This is a genomic window from Aerococcus sp. Group 1, assembly GCF_000193205.1.
Taxonomy (GTDB): Bacteria; Bacillota; Bacilli; order Lactobacillales; family Aerococcaceae; genus Aerococcus; species Aerococcus urinae_A.
Window position 1 is genome coordinate 1,000,527 of sequence record NC_015278.1, and the last position, 14,222, is coordinate 1,014,748.

The 14,222-nt window shown below is 38.3% G+C and carries 13 protein-coding genes and 1 pseudogene; all 14 read left to right on the forward strand.

From position 1 onward, the window contains the following. The first annotated feature begins 31 nt into the window (after nt 1-31). Entirely contained in the window at nt 32-850 is an 819-nt protein-coding gene (locus tag HMPREF9243_RS04590) for a formate/nitrite transporter family protein (protein WP_013668525.1), read from the forward strand. A 319-nt stretch (nt 851-1,169) separates the two neighbouring features. Next, nucleotides 1,170-3,821 (forward strand): alanine--tRNA ligase, encoded by a 2,652-nt coding sequence (gene alaS, locus HMPREF9243_RS04595; protein ID WP_013669948.1) that lies wholly within the window; start codon nt 1,170-1,172, stop codon nt 3,819-3,821. 62 nt (nt 3,822-3,883) lie between these two features. Continuing rightward, on the forward strand, nt 3,884-4,147 hold the full coding sequence (locus HMPREF9243_RS04600) for an IreB family regulatory phosphoprotein (RefSeq protein WP_013669229.1): 264 nt from the start codon (nt 3,884-3,886) through the stop codon (nt 4,145-4,147). Nucleotides 4,148-4,149: 2 nt separating this feature from the next. Further along, nucleotides 4,150-4,572 (forward strand): Holliday junction resolvase RuvX, encoded by a 423-nt coding sequence (gene ruvX, locus HMPREF9243_RS04605; RefSeq protein WP_013669760.1) that lies wholly within the window; start codon nt 4,150-4,152, stop codon nt 4,570-4,572. Between the two features lies 1 nt (nt 4,573). Further along, the gene (locus tag HMPREF9243_RS04610; RefSeq protein ID WP_049776749.1) at nt 4,574-4,870 is read left to right on the forward strand and encodes a DUF1292 domain-containing protein; all 297 of its coding nucleotides are present in this window, start codon (nt 4,574-4,576) and stop codon (nt 4,868-4,870) included. A gap of 339 nt (nt 4,871-5,209) precedes the next feature. After that, nucleotides 5,210-6,244, forward strand: coding sequence for an endolytic transglycosylase MltG (mltG, locus tag HMPREF9243_RS04615; protein WP_269208282.1), 1,035 nt, complete (start codon nt 5,210-5,212; stop codon nt 6,242-6,244). Nucleotides 6,245-6,326: 82 nt separating this feature from the next. Beyond that, nucleotides 6,327-6,806, forward strand: a complete 480-nt coding sequence (gene greA, locus HMPREF9243_RS04620; RefSeq protein WP_013670092.1) for a transcription elongation factor GreA — start codon at nt 6,327-6,329, stop codon at nt 6,804-6,806. A gap of 668 nt (nt 6,807-7,474) precedes the next feature. After that, nucleotides 7,475-8,799 (forward strand): annotated as a pseudogene (locus tag HMPREF9243_RS04630) (branched-chain amino acid transport system II carrier protein). A 205-nt stretch (nt 8,800-9,004) separates the two neighbouring features. Beyond that, nucleotides 9,005-10,057: a type III secretion system translocon subunit SctE gene (sctE, locus tag HMPREF9243_RS04635; protein ID WP_013668606.1), complete on the forward strand. Its 1,053-nt coding sequence runs from the start codon at nt 9,005-9,007 to the stop codon at nt 10,055-10,057. Nucleotides 10,058-10,305: 248 nt separating this feature from the next. After that, on the forward strand, nt 10,306-10,668 hold the full coding sequence (locus tag HMPREF9243_RS04640; RefSeq protein ID WP_013669914.1) for a DUF2187 domain-containing protein: 363 nt from the start codon (nt 10,306-10,308) through the stop codon (nt 10,666-10,668). 258 nt (nt 10,669-10,926) lie between these two features. After that, complete coding sequence (locus HMPREF9243_RS04645) at nt 10,927-11,895, forward strand: beta-ketoacyl-ACP synthase III (protein WP_041706034.1); 969 nt, start codon at nt 10,927-10,929, stop codon at nt 11,893-11,895. 56 nt (nt 11,896-11,951) lie between these two features. Then, complete coding sequence (locus HMPREF9243_RS04650) at nt 11,952-12,179, forward strand: acyl carrier protein (RefSeq protein WP_013668481.1); 228 nt, start codon at nt 11,952-11,954, stop codon at nt 12,177-12,179. A 41-nt stretch (nt 12,180-12,220) separates the two neighbouring features. Beyond that, complete coding sequence (gene fabK, locus HMPREF9243_RS04655) at nt 12,221-13,174, forward strand: enoyl-[acyl-carrier-protein] reductase FabK (RefSeq protein WP_013669647.1); 954 nt, start codon at nt 12,221-12,223, stop codon at nt 13,172-13,174. Nucleotides 13,175-13,286: 112 nt separating this feature from the next. Continuing rightward, nucleotides 13,287-14,222 (forward strand): ACP S-malonyltransferase, encoded by a 936-nt coding sequence (gene fabD / locus HMPREF9243_RS04660; RefSeq protein WP_315861766.1) that lies wholly within the window; start codon nt 13,287-13,289, stop codon nt 14,220-14,222.

Genomic DNA, 14,222 nt, shown 5'->3' on the forward strand with positions numbered 1-14,222 from the left:
AATTTAGCTCATATAGAAAGGACTGACGGCAATGGCTTATATTAATGGCAAGCGCCCTGAGAAAGGAATTCTAGGCCCTTTAACTTTTGATAATGTGGAGAAGAAGACAGAACTTTTTGATAAAAGTTTTTGGAGATACGCGCTAAGGAGTGTATACGCCACTTTATTCTTAACTTTTGGGACAGCAATCGCTATGATGACCGCCCAACAAGCGAACTTAGTAGCGCCAGGTTTAGGGAAATTTACTTTTGCCTTCTTTTTTGCATGGTCATTGGTACTTATTATTTATATGAATGGTGAATTAGCGACTGCTAATATGAACTTTTTGGTAGTTGGAGCACGAAAAAAATACATCAGCTGGCAAAAGGCTTTTACGATTTTAATGGTTTGTGTTTTATTTAATTTTATTGGTGGCCTTGTTTGTGCTTATATTTTCTCAAAAACCACGATTTTCCAAGATTTACCTGCTGATCATTATTTATTTACAGCAGTTTCAGGAAAATTTGTTAAATCAGCGCTTACCATTTTTATTGAGGGAATTTTAGCTAATATTATCGTTAATAGTGCAGTGGTTGCTAGCAATCGGATGGTCAACGCTGATGGCCGGGTTTATGCGATTATCTTTATTATTTTTATTTTTGCCTTCTTAGGTTACGAACACGTGATTGCTAACTTTGTTTCCTTCCCATTAGCTTTCTTCTCCAATGGAGGCCCTGTTGACGGGATGACCTTGGCTAATGTGCTTAAGAACTTTGTCTTTACTTTCTTAGGTAACCTTGTTGGTGGTGGCTTTGTCATTGGCTTTGTTTATTCCTGGTTAGGAGATAAAGAAACTTCCTATGTAGACTAATTTTCTTATTCGCTAGGAATCATTAATAGTTGACAAATGAAAATTAAAAAGCGTATAATAAATTCGCTTAAATGATTGAAAAGGCCATGTTTCTATTTAGCTTATAGAGAGAGTGCATCTGTGGTGAAAGCACTCAGTAATAGAAATGCTCCCTTTTGACAATGCAAATGAAAATTTGCCGCTACTCGCGTTATCCAGTATGTAATGAAGACATAATATCGCACGTTGATGTTATAAATGAGGTGGTACCGTGCTACGGCGCCCTCATCTAATAACATCAGGGTGCTTTTTTTATTTTATTAGGAGGTTTTAACACATCATGAAGAAATTAACGGGTGAAGAGATACGCCAAATGTGGATAGATTTTTGGAAGGGCAAGGGACACGATATCTACCCTAGTGCTTCCTTAGTTCCAGACAACGATCCTACTTTACTTTGGATGAACTCCGGGGTTGCTGCCCTAAAACATTACTTAGATGGGTCAGAAGTGCCGGAAAATCCAAGAATTGCTAATGCGCAAAAATGTATTCGGACTAACGATATTGAAAATGTTGGAGTGACCGCTCGTCACCAAACCTTCTTTGAAATGCTCGGTAACTGGTCAGTAGGGGATTACTTTAAAGAAGAGGTTATTCCTTGGGCTTGGGAATTCTTAACTGATGAAAAATGGTTAGGACTTGATCCAGAACTACTCTATATGACCTACTATCCTGATGACGATGTTTCCCATGGATTATGGCAAAAGGTGACTGGTTTATCAGAAGATCACTTTGTTTCTTTAGAAGATAACTTTTGGGATTTAGGTGCCGGTCCTTGTGGTCCCGATACGGAAATTTTCTTTGACCGGGGGAAAGCTTATCAAGATCTTGACGATGATGATCCAGAAATGTTTCCTGGGGGAGAAAATGAACGTTATCTAGAAATCTGGAACATCGTTTTCTCTGAATTTAACCACATGCCCGATGGTAGCTATGAAAAATTAAAACAACATAACGTGGATACTGGGATGGGACTGGAACGGATCTCCTCTGTCCTACAAGAAACTCCAACAAACTTCGAAACCGACCTCTTATTCCCACTGATTAAAGAAGTTGAAAAATTATCTGATGGTAAAAAATATGGGGAAAGTAAGGAAACTGATACCGCAATGAAAGTTATTGCTGACCATATCCGCGCCGTTAGCTTTGCTGTGGGGGATAATGCCTTACCATCCAATGAAGGTCGGGGCTATATTTTACGTCGCTTAATCCGTCGTAGTGTCATGTACGGCCGTCGTTTAGGCATCCAAGGGAGTTTCTTGGCCAAATTAGTTCCAATTGTGGCTGATAAGATGGAAAAACACTATCCAGAATTAAAAGAAAAAGAAGCCATTATTCAAGAAGTCGTTGATCGTGAGGAAAAACGCTTCCAAGAAACCATCGCTGACGGTGAAAATATTATTAAAAACAAAATCGCTGAATTAGAAGAATCTGGTGAAAATTCACTTGACGGCCAATCCGCCTTCAAATTATACGACACTTATGGGTTCCCATTAGAATTGACTGAGGAATACCTGGCTGAAACAGGTTTTTCTGTTGATATTGATGGCTTTAATCAGGCAATGGAGGAACAAAAGGAACGGGCACGTGCGGCTAGAAAAGACCAAGGTGGCCTAGCGGTTCAATCAACAGTGCTCGGTGAAATTGATGTGCCTTCTCACTTTACCGGTTATGAAGAAGATGTTACTGAAACTAAGATTAACGCCATAGTTTACCAAGATGAAATCAGTCAGGAAGCACCAGCCAATAGCAAGGCCTATTTCATTGCTGAAAAGACACCATTCTACGGTGAACGTGGTGGACAAGTTGGTGACTCAGGTAAGCTTTACAATTTGGATGGTGAATTATTAGGTTATATTCGTGATACTAAACACGCTCCTAATGACCAAAACTTGCATTATATTGACACCGTTCAACCAATTAGTGTGGGCCAAGAAGTTCGCTTAGAAGTGGACAGCGCTCGTCGTCGCTTAATCCGTAATAATCACACCGCTACTCACTTATTACACCGGGTCTTAAAAGATGTCTTAGGTGAACAAGTTAACCAAGCGGGTTCCTTACTTGATGAACATTATCTCCGTTTTGACTTCACTTATTTTGGACAAGTGAGTTCAGACCAACTTGAAGAAGTTGAAAGACGAGTTAATGAAAAAATTTGGGAACAAATCCCGGTTGAAACCATCTTTACCACGGTTAAGGCGGCTAAGGAACATGGGGCTATCGCGCTCTTCGGCGAAAAATACCTTAAATTACATGATGAAATTCGTGTCATTAATATTGATGACTGGTCCATGGAACTTTGTGGTGGGACCCACGTTAAGAATACCGGATTCATTGGCCTCTTTAAGATTATTTCCGAATCAGGGATTGGTTCTGGAGTACGTCGAATTGAAGCATTGACTTCAAAAGCTGCTTATGAATACTATGAAGCTAAGTTAGGTCTCTTAAACCAAGTTCGCGATGATTTGAAGGTTAAAAAAGCGGAAGATGTACCACACCGTCTCCAACAATTGGAAGGTGAGCGTAAGAGCCTAGAATCTGAAGTAGAATCTCTCCATGCTAAGGCTAACCAAATGGCTGCTAGTCAAATATTTGATGCCGTTAAAGAAAGCAACGGGGTACGCTACATTGCTGAAGAACTTGACCATAAAACCATGGATGATCTGCGGGCAATTAGTGATGAATGGAAACAAAATAACTATTCAGATGTCCTCGTTCTCGCTACAGCTAACGGGGATAAAGCCAACATGTTAGTTGCTGTTTCACCTGACAAGGTTAAAGAAGGCTTAAAAGCTGGTGACATCATTAAGGAACTTGCTCCATATATTAATGGTGGCGGGGGCGGTCGTCCTGAACTTGCCCAAGCAGGTGGTAAGAACCCAGCCGGTATTCCTGATGCGCTTAAGGCTTTAGAGGAAGTTCTGAATAAATAAAGTGCTTGTTAGTCGCTAGATTTTTCGTTACAATAGATTCAAAATGATGTGGAGGTGTCTAAATGAGTGGAAAAGATGAAACAGTACTCTTTCGCTTCGATGAAAGTAAAGAAAAAGATGTAAAAGAGACACTTGAAATAGTTTACGACGCCCTAGTAAGCAAGGGCTATAATCCAATCAATCAAATTGTAGGATATTTATTATCTGGCGATCCTGCGTATATCCCACGTCACAATCAAGCTAGAAATCTTATTCGTTACCATGAACGCGATGAGTTATTAGAAGAACTTGTTAAAAGCTATATGAAGCAAAGTGGTCGAGAATAAGCATGCGTATTATGGGTTTGGATGTGGGTTCTAAAACGGTTGGCGTAGCCATAAGTGACCCTTTTGGCTGGACTGCCCAAGGAATCGAAACCATTAAAATTGACGAAGAGGCAGGGAAATTCGGGTTTTCACGCTTAAGGCAATTAATTGAAGATTATCAAGTGGAAAAGATCGTTATTGGATTGCCTAAAAACATGAACAACACCGAAGGCCCTCGAGCTGAAGCATCGCGTCACTATGGAGATATGGCTATTGAATTATTCGACTTACCAGTTTTTTATCAGGATGAACGGTTAACTACTCAGCAATCGGAACGCTTTCTGATTGAGGCGGCAGATGTGAGCCGGAAAAAACGTAAAAAGGTAATCGATAAGTTAGCTGCTGTTCTCATTTTACAGAACTATTTAGATAGTCATTCACATTAGTATGAAGGAGCATTGTATGGCTGAAGATTTAGATAATTTAATTACTTTATATGATGAAGAAGGTAATGAGCGTTTATATAAAATTCTCTTTAGTTTCGACTCGAAAGATCTTAATAAATCTTATGTCTTAGTATACCCAGCCGAAGAGGAAGGCGAAGAATTAAATATCGAAGCTTATGCCTATGAAGAGGGCGAAGACGGAGAAGGTAGCTTATTGCCAATTGAAAGTGAAGAAGAATGGGATATGGTAGAGGAAGTGTTTAACACTTTCGTTCAAGACCCAAACTTAAATCAATAAGCCAAGTAAAGAGAATATGATATGAGGTCATATTCTCTTTTATTATTAATGGCAGTTGACACACGGGGCTGTGACTTTGGTCACCGCCTCTTTTTATGTGATGATAGGATAAATGTTTCATTCTGGTTAAATTTTTGGCTCTAAGTTTACAAATAGCATCTTTATCAGTAAAATGCATAATAGCTTATTTTGTTCAAAGCAGAGTCTTTTTATTATGAAATGAGGAAGCACGATGTTTAATGATGAAGAAAAGAAAAAAGAGTAAAGCGAGACCAGGCTAGGGTCAATGCTTTAGAAAAACAAGAAAATGTTCAGGCTAATCGGATTATCCGCTGGATTATTATTACTTTGCTCCTTATCTGTATTGTCTTTGCTCTACTAATGGGAATCCTAGTAGCTACTGGTGGCTTTGGAGAGGAAAAAGAAACTCAGGTGACCATTCCTCAGGGAGCAAGTGCTAGTCAAATTGCTCATATTCTTAACGAAAATGATGTCATTTTTAATGAAAGCCTCTTTAAGATCTACCTCCGTCTATCTAATCATGATCCAATTCAGGCAGGAACCTATCAATTGAAAACCTCGTCTGGCTTTGGTGAAGTCATGAATCAACTCGCACATGCCCAAGGTCCGGCTACCCAAGCGGTCTTAGTCAAAGAGGGCATGAATGTTGAAGAAATTGCTCAAGTAATGGCAGATTATTTTGGAATTACTCAGGAAGAAGCCTTGAAGCGGATTAATTCGGAGGACTTATTGGCAGAAGAAGCGACTAAGTACCCAGAATTACTCAAAGATGTGGTGAATAATGACCAATTACGCTATCCTTTGGAAGGTTACCTTTTCCCGGCTACCTATGAATTAACTCAATCCGATACCGTAGAAAGTTTTGTCGACAAAATGCTGGCAGCTAGTGAGAATATCCGACAAAAGTATAGTGATGCTTTAAAACAACAGAGCCTTTCTTGGCATGAAATTTTAACTCTAGCTTCAATTATTGAGAAAGAAGCTTCCACTGACGAAGATCGTAAGATGGTATCAGGAGTCTTCTATAACCGTTTAGCCGAGAATATGCCCCTACAATCGGATATTACCTTGAATTATGCCCATAATGAGCATTCTACCTATGTGACTATCGAAGATACCATGATTGATTCGCCATATAATCTCTACCAAAATACTGGTTTAGGACCTGGTCCCTTTAATAACCCAAGTGAAAGTGCTATTCAAGCAGCCTTAAATCCAACCCCTAATGATTATATGTATTTCGTAGCTGATTTAAGCACTGGGAATGTCTATTTCTCAAAAACGTACGAAGAACATGATCAATTAGTCAAAGAATACGTTAGTCCAGAGGATGCTAAACTTCAAGAACAATAAAAAGCCATATTTACATTGCTAAAAAGTTAGTAATATGGTATTATTTTGTATATTTTAATCGTATGTGTTAGGAGAATGTTAGATGTCAGAACAAACTTTCCCAATGACCGTAGAAGGTAAGGAACGTTTAGAAGCGGAATTAGAAGATTTAAAATTAAATAAGCGCCCTGAAGTGATTAGCCGAATCAAGGTTGCGCGTTCATTTGGGGACTTATCAGAAAATTCAGAATATGAATCCGCTAAAAATGAACAATCCATTTTGGAAAGTCAAATTGCTAAAATCGAAAATATGATCCGTTATGCTGAAATTGTTGACCCTGATGCCTTGGGTAAGGATACGGTAAGCATTGGTAAACGGGTTAAATTTCAAGAGCTTCCTGATGGGGAAGAGGAAGAATACGAAATTGTCGGTAAAGCTGAAGCAGATCCCCTTGGTGGTAAAATTTCAAATGAGTCACCGATAGCTAATGCCTTAATTGGTAAAAAAGTTGGCGATGAAGTGGAAATTGAAACTCCTGGTGAAGCTTTCAGTGTTAGAATTCTCGCAGTAGAAACTGCTTAATAAAGTTAATCGAAGGAGGCTGGACGAGAGGTTCAGCCTCTTTTAATTTGTGCGCATTCGAAATAAAGCCTGTCAAATAGTTGATCTGAAATATTTTAAAATGACTTTTTAAACTATAACTGTTCAAATCGTCCACAAGTTAGGAAATAGCTGGCCTTGTCATTCAAGTATTTAGTGACGTTTTCACATCCGTACTTTATTGTATATAAAATTATTAAATAAAAATATTTCGCTACTTAGCAAAAATGGTATAATAATAGAATAGGTTGTTGAAGGCGACTTCTTTATAAGAAGAAGTCGCTTTTCCTATTGGTAAATTGGAGATTTAGTCTAATTAATTTATGTGAAAAACAACTTTAGATGAAATATTTTATTTGTGAATAGCGATTTTATGGCGCTGAGATGTAGACTTTATAATAGATAATACCTGCGTATAAAAAGCGCAAATCTTTATTATTTCACAATAAATAGCGTTTTATACATTTCACATGAAATAAAAATACTAATAGATATAGGGAACTTTTAAAGCGACCTGGGCAAATCGATATGTTAAATTTTGTCCTTAAATCAGCCTTTACTAGGTGAATAATGCTTTTAATCGTTCTTCTTTTGACAGCTTTATATGAGTTGACGATCAGCCCTATACTTATACTGAAAGGTTTGGTTTTATGAAAAATAGGCGCTTCATTGTAGATACGATCGTAGTAGGTTTTACCTTGTTTGCTACATTTTTTGGAGCGGGTAATTTGGTTTTTCCTCCTTATATGGGAATTATTGTTGGAGAAGATTGGTCTGCCAGTGTTATTGGTTTGGCTTTGACCGCTATATTAGTACCGGTATTATCGATGGTAGCTATTGTTAAGGGGGGAGGATCGGTAAAAGCAGTTTCCGAACCAATTGCTCCCTGGTTTTATAAAGTCTTTAATTGTATTACCATGTATTTAATTGCCCTATTTATTTTAATCCCACGTACTGGTGCAACGACTTATGAGGTGGGCTTTCGTTCCTTATTCCCTTGGTTACCTAACTATGTCGTTTTAATTGTTTTTTTACTGTTGTTTACTTCCTCACTGTTGATCAATTGGGCGTGGTTGATAAGATTGGACGCTATCTTACTCCTGCTTTGATTGCAATGGTCATTGGAATTATTATTTTTGGCATGATTAACCCAGTCAGCCCCAATATGGCGGCTGCTCAGGTCGATAATAGCTTTGGTTGGGCTTTTACCGAAGGCTATCAAATGGGGGATTTAATCACTGGCTTACTCTTTTCTAGTGTCATGATTATGACGATTAGACATAAAAAATATAACCACCAAGCAGGGATGCGGATGACTATCTGGGCATCTGTCATAGCTAGTGGCTTGTTATTGTTCATTTATGGTAGCTTGTTATGGCTAGGGGCTACAGCGTCAACGATTTACAGCCCTGATATAGAAAGAACCCAGTTATTAATTGCCATTGTTGAACAAACTATTGGTGGTGCTGGAAAAATTATTCTTTCCATCGCTATTACCTTAGCTTGCTTAACGACTGCTACGGGATTATTAGCTTCAGTGGCAAACTTTACCCAAGAGCTTACTCATCAGAAATATCCCTATACCTTTATTGTTTTGGTCTTTTGTATTTTTTGCGTGGTACAAGGGACTGTTGGGGTAGAGAAAATTGTTGGATTGAGTGAGCCCTTGTTTGCAGTTGCTTACCCATTAGGAATTATTGTTACTTTAATTGGTTTATTTAGAAAATATATTCCTAATGACGGAACGACTAAGGGAGCAGTCTTATTAACCTCTATCTATACGGTGGTTGAAGCGCTTATTCAATTAGACTTTGCTCCTAAAATCTTCGAAGATATTGTACGAATAGTTCCCTTTGGACCCCAAGGTTTTGGCTGGGTGACTATGGCACTTTTGGGAGCGGGTATCGGTACTCTGGTGTGGAAAATTCAGCATGGCAGTTACCGTGGAAAGATCATTAAAGGTTATGCAAAATAAGCGAGAAGGCTGGATTTTTCTCTGGCCTTTTTGCTTTGTAGGTAATTATTAAAATTATTTGCTTACTAGTTTTTAAACTGTTTATAGATATTTAGAAATGATAATACAATATTTTTAATTGATTGTATGAATATTAGTTATTTCAAGGGCTTTTGCTTGCTTTGTATAATACAATATTATATATTATTTTAAAAGGAGTGATTTTATGAGAAATCGTTTTAGAACCTATCTAGGTGCTAACGATGCAGAAGCCGGGTATAACTTATCTTGGGGAGCTGTATTTGCTGGCCTAGTAACTTTTGTTGCTTTATTAATTACTTTTTCCTTAATTGGAAATGCCATTGGATTTGGTATGATCCAACCGAGTGCACAAAATCCGCTTGATGGTGTCGGTACCGGTGTTATGGTCTGGTCAGTTATTTCATTAGCACTATCATTTTTAGGATCAGGCTTTGTTGCTGGGGTAACTGCACGTCGAGTAGGCGCAGTCCATGGCTTTTTATCATGGGCAATTTCCCTAGTCGTAACAGTTGTATTATTAGGACAAATTGTTGCTTCTGTTCTAGGTTTTGCAGGTAATGTTATTGGTCAAACTGCTAGTGTTGCTGGTGACGCTGTGACAAGTGTTGCTTCAAACGCTGGAGATGCTGTAAGTGAAGGCGTAAATGCTTTAGCAAACAACATTGATGTGAACGATCAAGATATTCAAAATCTTAACCAAGACGTTCAAGAAGTCTTAAGAGATACTGATATTCGTGAATTACAACCAGAATATTTATCTGACCAATTAAATGGCGCGGTAAATGATATTGCTAACGCAGCTCGTGAAGTTGTCGTTAATCCACAAAATTCTGAACAAGTATTTAACGACTTGGCAGATTCATTAACCAGCCGTGTTGACAATATTTCAGAAAACGTAGACCAAGAGGCTGTTTCTAACGCTATTGCTTCTAACACTGATCTAACTCAACAAGAAGCTGAAGAAACTACTCAAAATATTATTGATGGTTATAACCAAGCTGCTAATGAAGCACGTAACCAAATTGAAAATGCTAATAATGCCATTCAAAGTACCCAACAACAACTTGACAGTAATATTCAACAATTACGTCAAGATGCTGATGATGTTTCAGATGGCATCTCACAAGGCTCAATCTGGGCATTTGTTGGTGTCTTACTAGGCTGTGTTCTATCATGCCTTGGTGGTTTATTAGGTACTAAATCAGTTACTGGTAAGGTTGATGAAACTAATATGTAGTTTGATCTAAAGACGCCATGTCCTTAGAATAAAATGATATTAACAACTAACAGATCACTACTCCTTTATTATTAGAGGAATGGTGATCTGTTTTAATAGTAAGCATTTAAGCTGGTTTTGTAATAAATATGGCTTATGCTTAATGAATTAACAGCTATAAATTGTGCCGCAATCGATAGTATGTTAATATTATTCATATATTTAATTTCATAGCCAGCCAGCTTGTATTAGATGGGAGAGACGAGCGTATGGGTCGTAAACCAAAAATAACGGCGGAAATGCAGTCACTAGTGGAAACTGAACTTCGGCGAGGAACCAGTAATTCACGGATAGCTAATTTATTAGATATGCCTTATGAACAGGCAAATGAAATCATTGATACTATTAAGGAATCTATTCGTCCTAATATAGGTGATGTTGTAAAGTTTCAATTCAGAACCTATACAATTATTGGAGAAATCGAAAAGCTTCTTACTAACTCTGCCATTTTAAAAATTGATTGGAGTCTGTCAAGTCGTCCAGCTAGAGATATCCTTGAAGAAAGAACTGTAGTCAATTTTAAAGATATTGAAGAATACGTGTCGATAGCTTCTAGTGACGATGACAAATAATTGATAACAAATAACTATAAAAATTATTTTTGAGAAATCAAATTGATTTCTCTTTTTTTATTTTTTATATTTTTACAGAAAATTCTTTTAAAATAAGGTTTATTACATACAAAAATAAATGATAATCACTAACAAAATAAATAGTAACACCCATAAAATAGCGAAAAATGTTTGACAATTAAATTTGTATAGCTTATTATCAATACATGTTGATCTTTGATTAACTTAAATTTAAAAATTAAGAATGATGTGATTGCTATGAAAATAGTTGAAACGGCATCCGCCCTACCGCGAAAAGTTATGTCGAATGTGGACTTGGAGCAGTTCGTAGATACTAGTGACGAATGGATAAGCAAAAGAACGGGGATTAAGCAACGTTATGTTGCCCTTGAGGAATCTTGTATTTCTTTGGCCCAAGCAGCTGCGCAAAAATTAGTAAATAAAACTAATATTTCTCCTAATGAAATTGGCTTAATCATTGTTGCTAGTATGTCACAAGAGCATTCTTCACCAAGTATAGCTAGTCAAGTTCAAGCTAAAATAGGAGCAACTAAGGCAGTCTGTTTTGACATTTCAGCTGCTTGTAGCGGATTTGTCCAAGCTTTCTCCCTAGCTGATAAATTAGAGGCTTATTACCGAAACGGTTATGCCATAGTCATTGGTGCGGAGAAAATGACCAATCTCATGAATTGGAAAGACCGCTCAACTTGTGTTTTGTTTGGTGATGCTGCTGGAGCTATTCTGGTTCAAGCGAATGGCCATTCAGCTATTATCCAAGAATCACTCGCTTGTGATGGCAGTCAAGGAGCGGCGATAGTTGCTGGAGGCACTAGTCTAGCTCGATCAGTCAGTTCTGATTCTTATTACCAAGACCCTAGTTTAAAGATGAAGGGCAGGCAAGTTTATGACTTTGCTACTCGGCAAGTGCCAAGGCAAATAGAAGCGGTTTTAAAATCTGCCAATCTGACTATTAATGATATCGATTATTTTGTCTTACATCAGGCAAATGCAAGAATATTAAAAGTTTGCCAGCGTAAGCTAAAAATACCAGAGGAGCGCCTGGTCCAAAATATTCAAAATTATGGGAATACTTCCGCTGCATCGGTAGCCCTTGTTTTGAATGATTTACGGAAATCAGGAGCGCTTAAATTGGATGGCAGTCAGAAGGTACTATTATCAGCTTTTGGCGGTGGCCTGACTTGGGGGACTTGTATTGTCAATTGTTGAGCGACAATGTTAGTATTGAGGAAGACACTATAAAAAAATCAATGGAGGAATTTATAATGAGTACATTTGAAAAAATTCAAGAATTAATTTGTGACCAGCTTGATTTAGATAAGGAAGAAGTTACTCCTGAAACTAAATTTCAATCGGATTTAGATGCTGATAGCTTAGATTTATTCCAAATTATCAATGATATTGAGGACGAATTTGATGTCACTATCGATGAAGATGAATTGAATATGGAAACAGTCCAAGACCTAGTTGACTTTGTTGACAACAATAAATAATCCTTACTAATGTTATGGGATAATGAAGGAAGTGAATCGCTTTGAACACTCTATGGAAGCAAATGGGAGTTAAATATCCTATTATTCAGGGAGCCATGGCTTGGGTGGCAGATCCAGATCTGGCATCTGCCGTTTCAAATGCTGGTGGTTTAGGAGTTGTAGGGACGGGGAATGATCCTGTTGAAGTGGTGCGAGAAAAAGTCGAAACCATGAAAGCAAAAACAGATAAGCCTTTTGCAATTAATGTGATGTTACTCAATCCACATGTTGAAGAAGTTGTTGACTACCTATGTCAATCGGGTATTTCAACAGTCACTACTGGAGCAGGATCACCTGGTCGCTTTATGAAGCAATTTCGTGAAGCAAATATCAAGGTTATCCCAGTTGTTGCTTCCGTAGCACTTGCTCGACGCATGGAAAAAGAAGGCGTTGATGCAGTGGTTGTCGAAGGGACGGAATCTGGTGGTCATGTAGGTAAAACAACGACCATGGCTTTACTTCCCCAAGTAGTCGACGCGGTTAATATTCCCGTTATCGCTGCAGGAGGAATCGGTGATGGTCGGGGAATGGCAGCAGCATTGATGCTTGGAGCCTGTGGGATTCAAGTGGGTACACGCTTTGTTTGTGCTAAGGAATCCAATGCCCACCCTAATTTTAAGGAAAAGATTATTAAAGCTAAGGATATTGATACCGTCACAACAGGAGAAGCTACAGGTCATCCAGTTCGGGTTTTGCGCAATCGTTTGACCAAAGAGTATTTACGAGTTGAGCGAATTGAAGCGGGCAAAGAAAATCCAGACTGGGAGCGCTTAGAAGCTTTGGGAAGAGGAGCTTTACGGCGAGCAGTTGTAGAAGGGGATACCCAAAATAGTTCCCTGATGGCTGGTCAGATTGCTGGCTTAATTAATAAAGAAGAGAGCTGCCAGAAAATACTCCAATCCTATATGGATGTATGCCAGACAACGATCCGAGAAAAAGCTAGTGAATGGCTATAATTAAATAAGATGCAGTGAAGAAAAATATTTTTTCACTGCTTTTTTTACCCCAATTACTTTATTTAATGATAAAAATTAAAACCTTATTAAGGAAAGGGCAAAGAATGAAAAAATTGCTTATCTTTTTTCTGGCCAAGGGGCACAATACCCTGGTATGGGAAAAGATTTATTTGAACATCATGCTGAAGTTATGGAGCCATATTTTGAAACGGCTGAGAAAGTTCTTGGCTATGATTTAAAGGCCATGTGCTTTGAAGAAAATGACCTGCTTAATCAAACAGAATATACCCAAGCTGCCATCTATACAGTCTCATTAGCTATTCTAGCCGTCTGGAAAAAATTATTTCCTGAGAACCCTGCCTATTTAGCTGGATTAAGTTTAGGCGAATACACTGCCTTAGCTTATAGTGGTGTCTTTTCCTTTGTTGACGGGTTAAAACTACTGAGAAAACGTGGCTTATATATGAGCCAGGCAGTCGCTCCCGGTGAAGGAAAAATGCTAGCTGTCATGAAAACTGACCGCAAGTTGATTGAGAGGGTCTGTGAAAATATTATGGACCATCATTCTGGCTATGTCTATCCGACAAATTACAACTCTCCCAAGCAAATTGTCATCGGGGGGAATAGTGATTTAGTCGACCTCGCTAGGGATGAATTGAAGGAAGCGGGGGCTAAGCGTTTAATTCCTCTAAAGGTTTCCGGGCCCTTTCACACCCAGCTGATGCATCCTGCCTCTCTACGATTAACCCAAGTACTTAAAGATGTGGAGTTTTCACCTCAAGAAATTCCAGTTGTCGCTAACACAAGTGGACAAGTTCATGAAGATGGAAAGATTAAGCAAGATTTACTTCAACAAATCCAATCACCGGTCAAATGGGCGGATTCGATTGAGTATCTCATTCAAGCAGGCGTGGATACCTTTATAGAGATTGGACCTGGAAAAACACTCACCAGCTTTACTCGGCAAATTGATAAGTCGGTGACAGCCTTAAATATTGAAGATGAAGCCACATTAACTAAAGCATTGACTATTTTACAAGGAGATTAA

Excerpts from the sequence above, each read along its gene's own strand:
- HMPREF9243_RS04640 (WP_013669914.1), top strand. The coding sequence starts at position 10,306 with ATGGGTCGTAAACCAAAAATAACGGCGGAAATGCAGTCACTAGTGGAA.
- HMPREF9243_RS04650 (WP_013668481.1), top strand. The coding sequence starts at position 11,952 with ATGAGTACATTTGAAAAAATTCAAGAATTAATTTGTGACCAGCTTGAT.
- HMPREF9243_RS04610 (WP_049776749.1), top strand. The coding sequence starts at position 4,574 with ATGAAGGAGCATTGTATGGCTGAAGATTTAGATAATTTAATTACTTTA.
- HMPREF9243_RS04590 (WP_013668525.1), top strand. The coding sequence starts at position 32 with ATGGCTTATATTAATGGCAAGCGCCCTGAGAAAGGAATTCTAGGCCCT.
- sctE (WP_013668606.1), top strand. The coding sequence starts at position 9,005 with ATGAGAAATCGTTTTAGAACCTATCTAGGTGCTAACGATGCAGAAGCC.
- ruvX (WP_013669760.1), top strand. The coding sequence starts at position 4,150 with ATGCGTATTATGGGTTTGGATGTGGGTTCTAAAACGGTTGGCGTAGCC.
- alaS (WP_013669948.1), top strand. The coding sequence starts at position 1,170 with ATGAAGAAATTAACGGGTGAAGAGATACGCCAAATGTGGATAGATTTT.
- greA (WP_013670092.1), top strand. The coding sequence starts at position 6,327 with ATGTCAGAACAAACTTTCCCAATGACCGTAGAAGGTAAGGAACGTTTA.
- HMPREF9243_RS04645 (WP_041706034.1), top strand. The coding sequence starts at position 10,927 with ATGAAAATAGTTGAAACGGCATCCGCCCTACCGCGAAAAGTTATGTCG.
- HMPREF9243_RS04600 (WP_013669229.1), top strand. The coding sequence starts at position 3,884 with ATGAGTGGAAAAGATGAAACAGTACTCTTTCGCTTCGATGAAAGTAAA.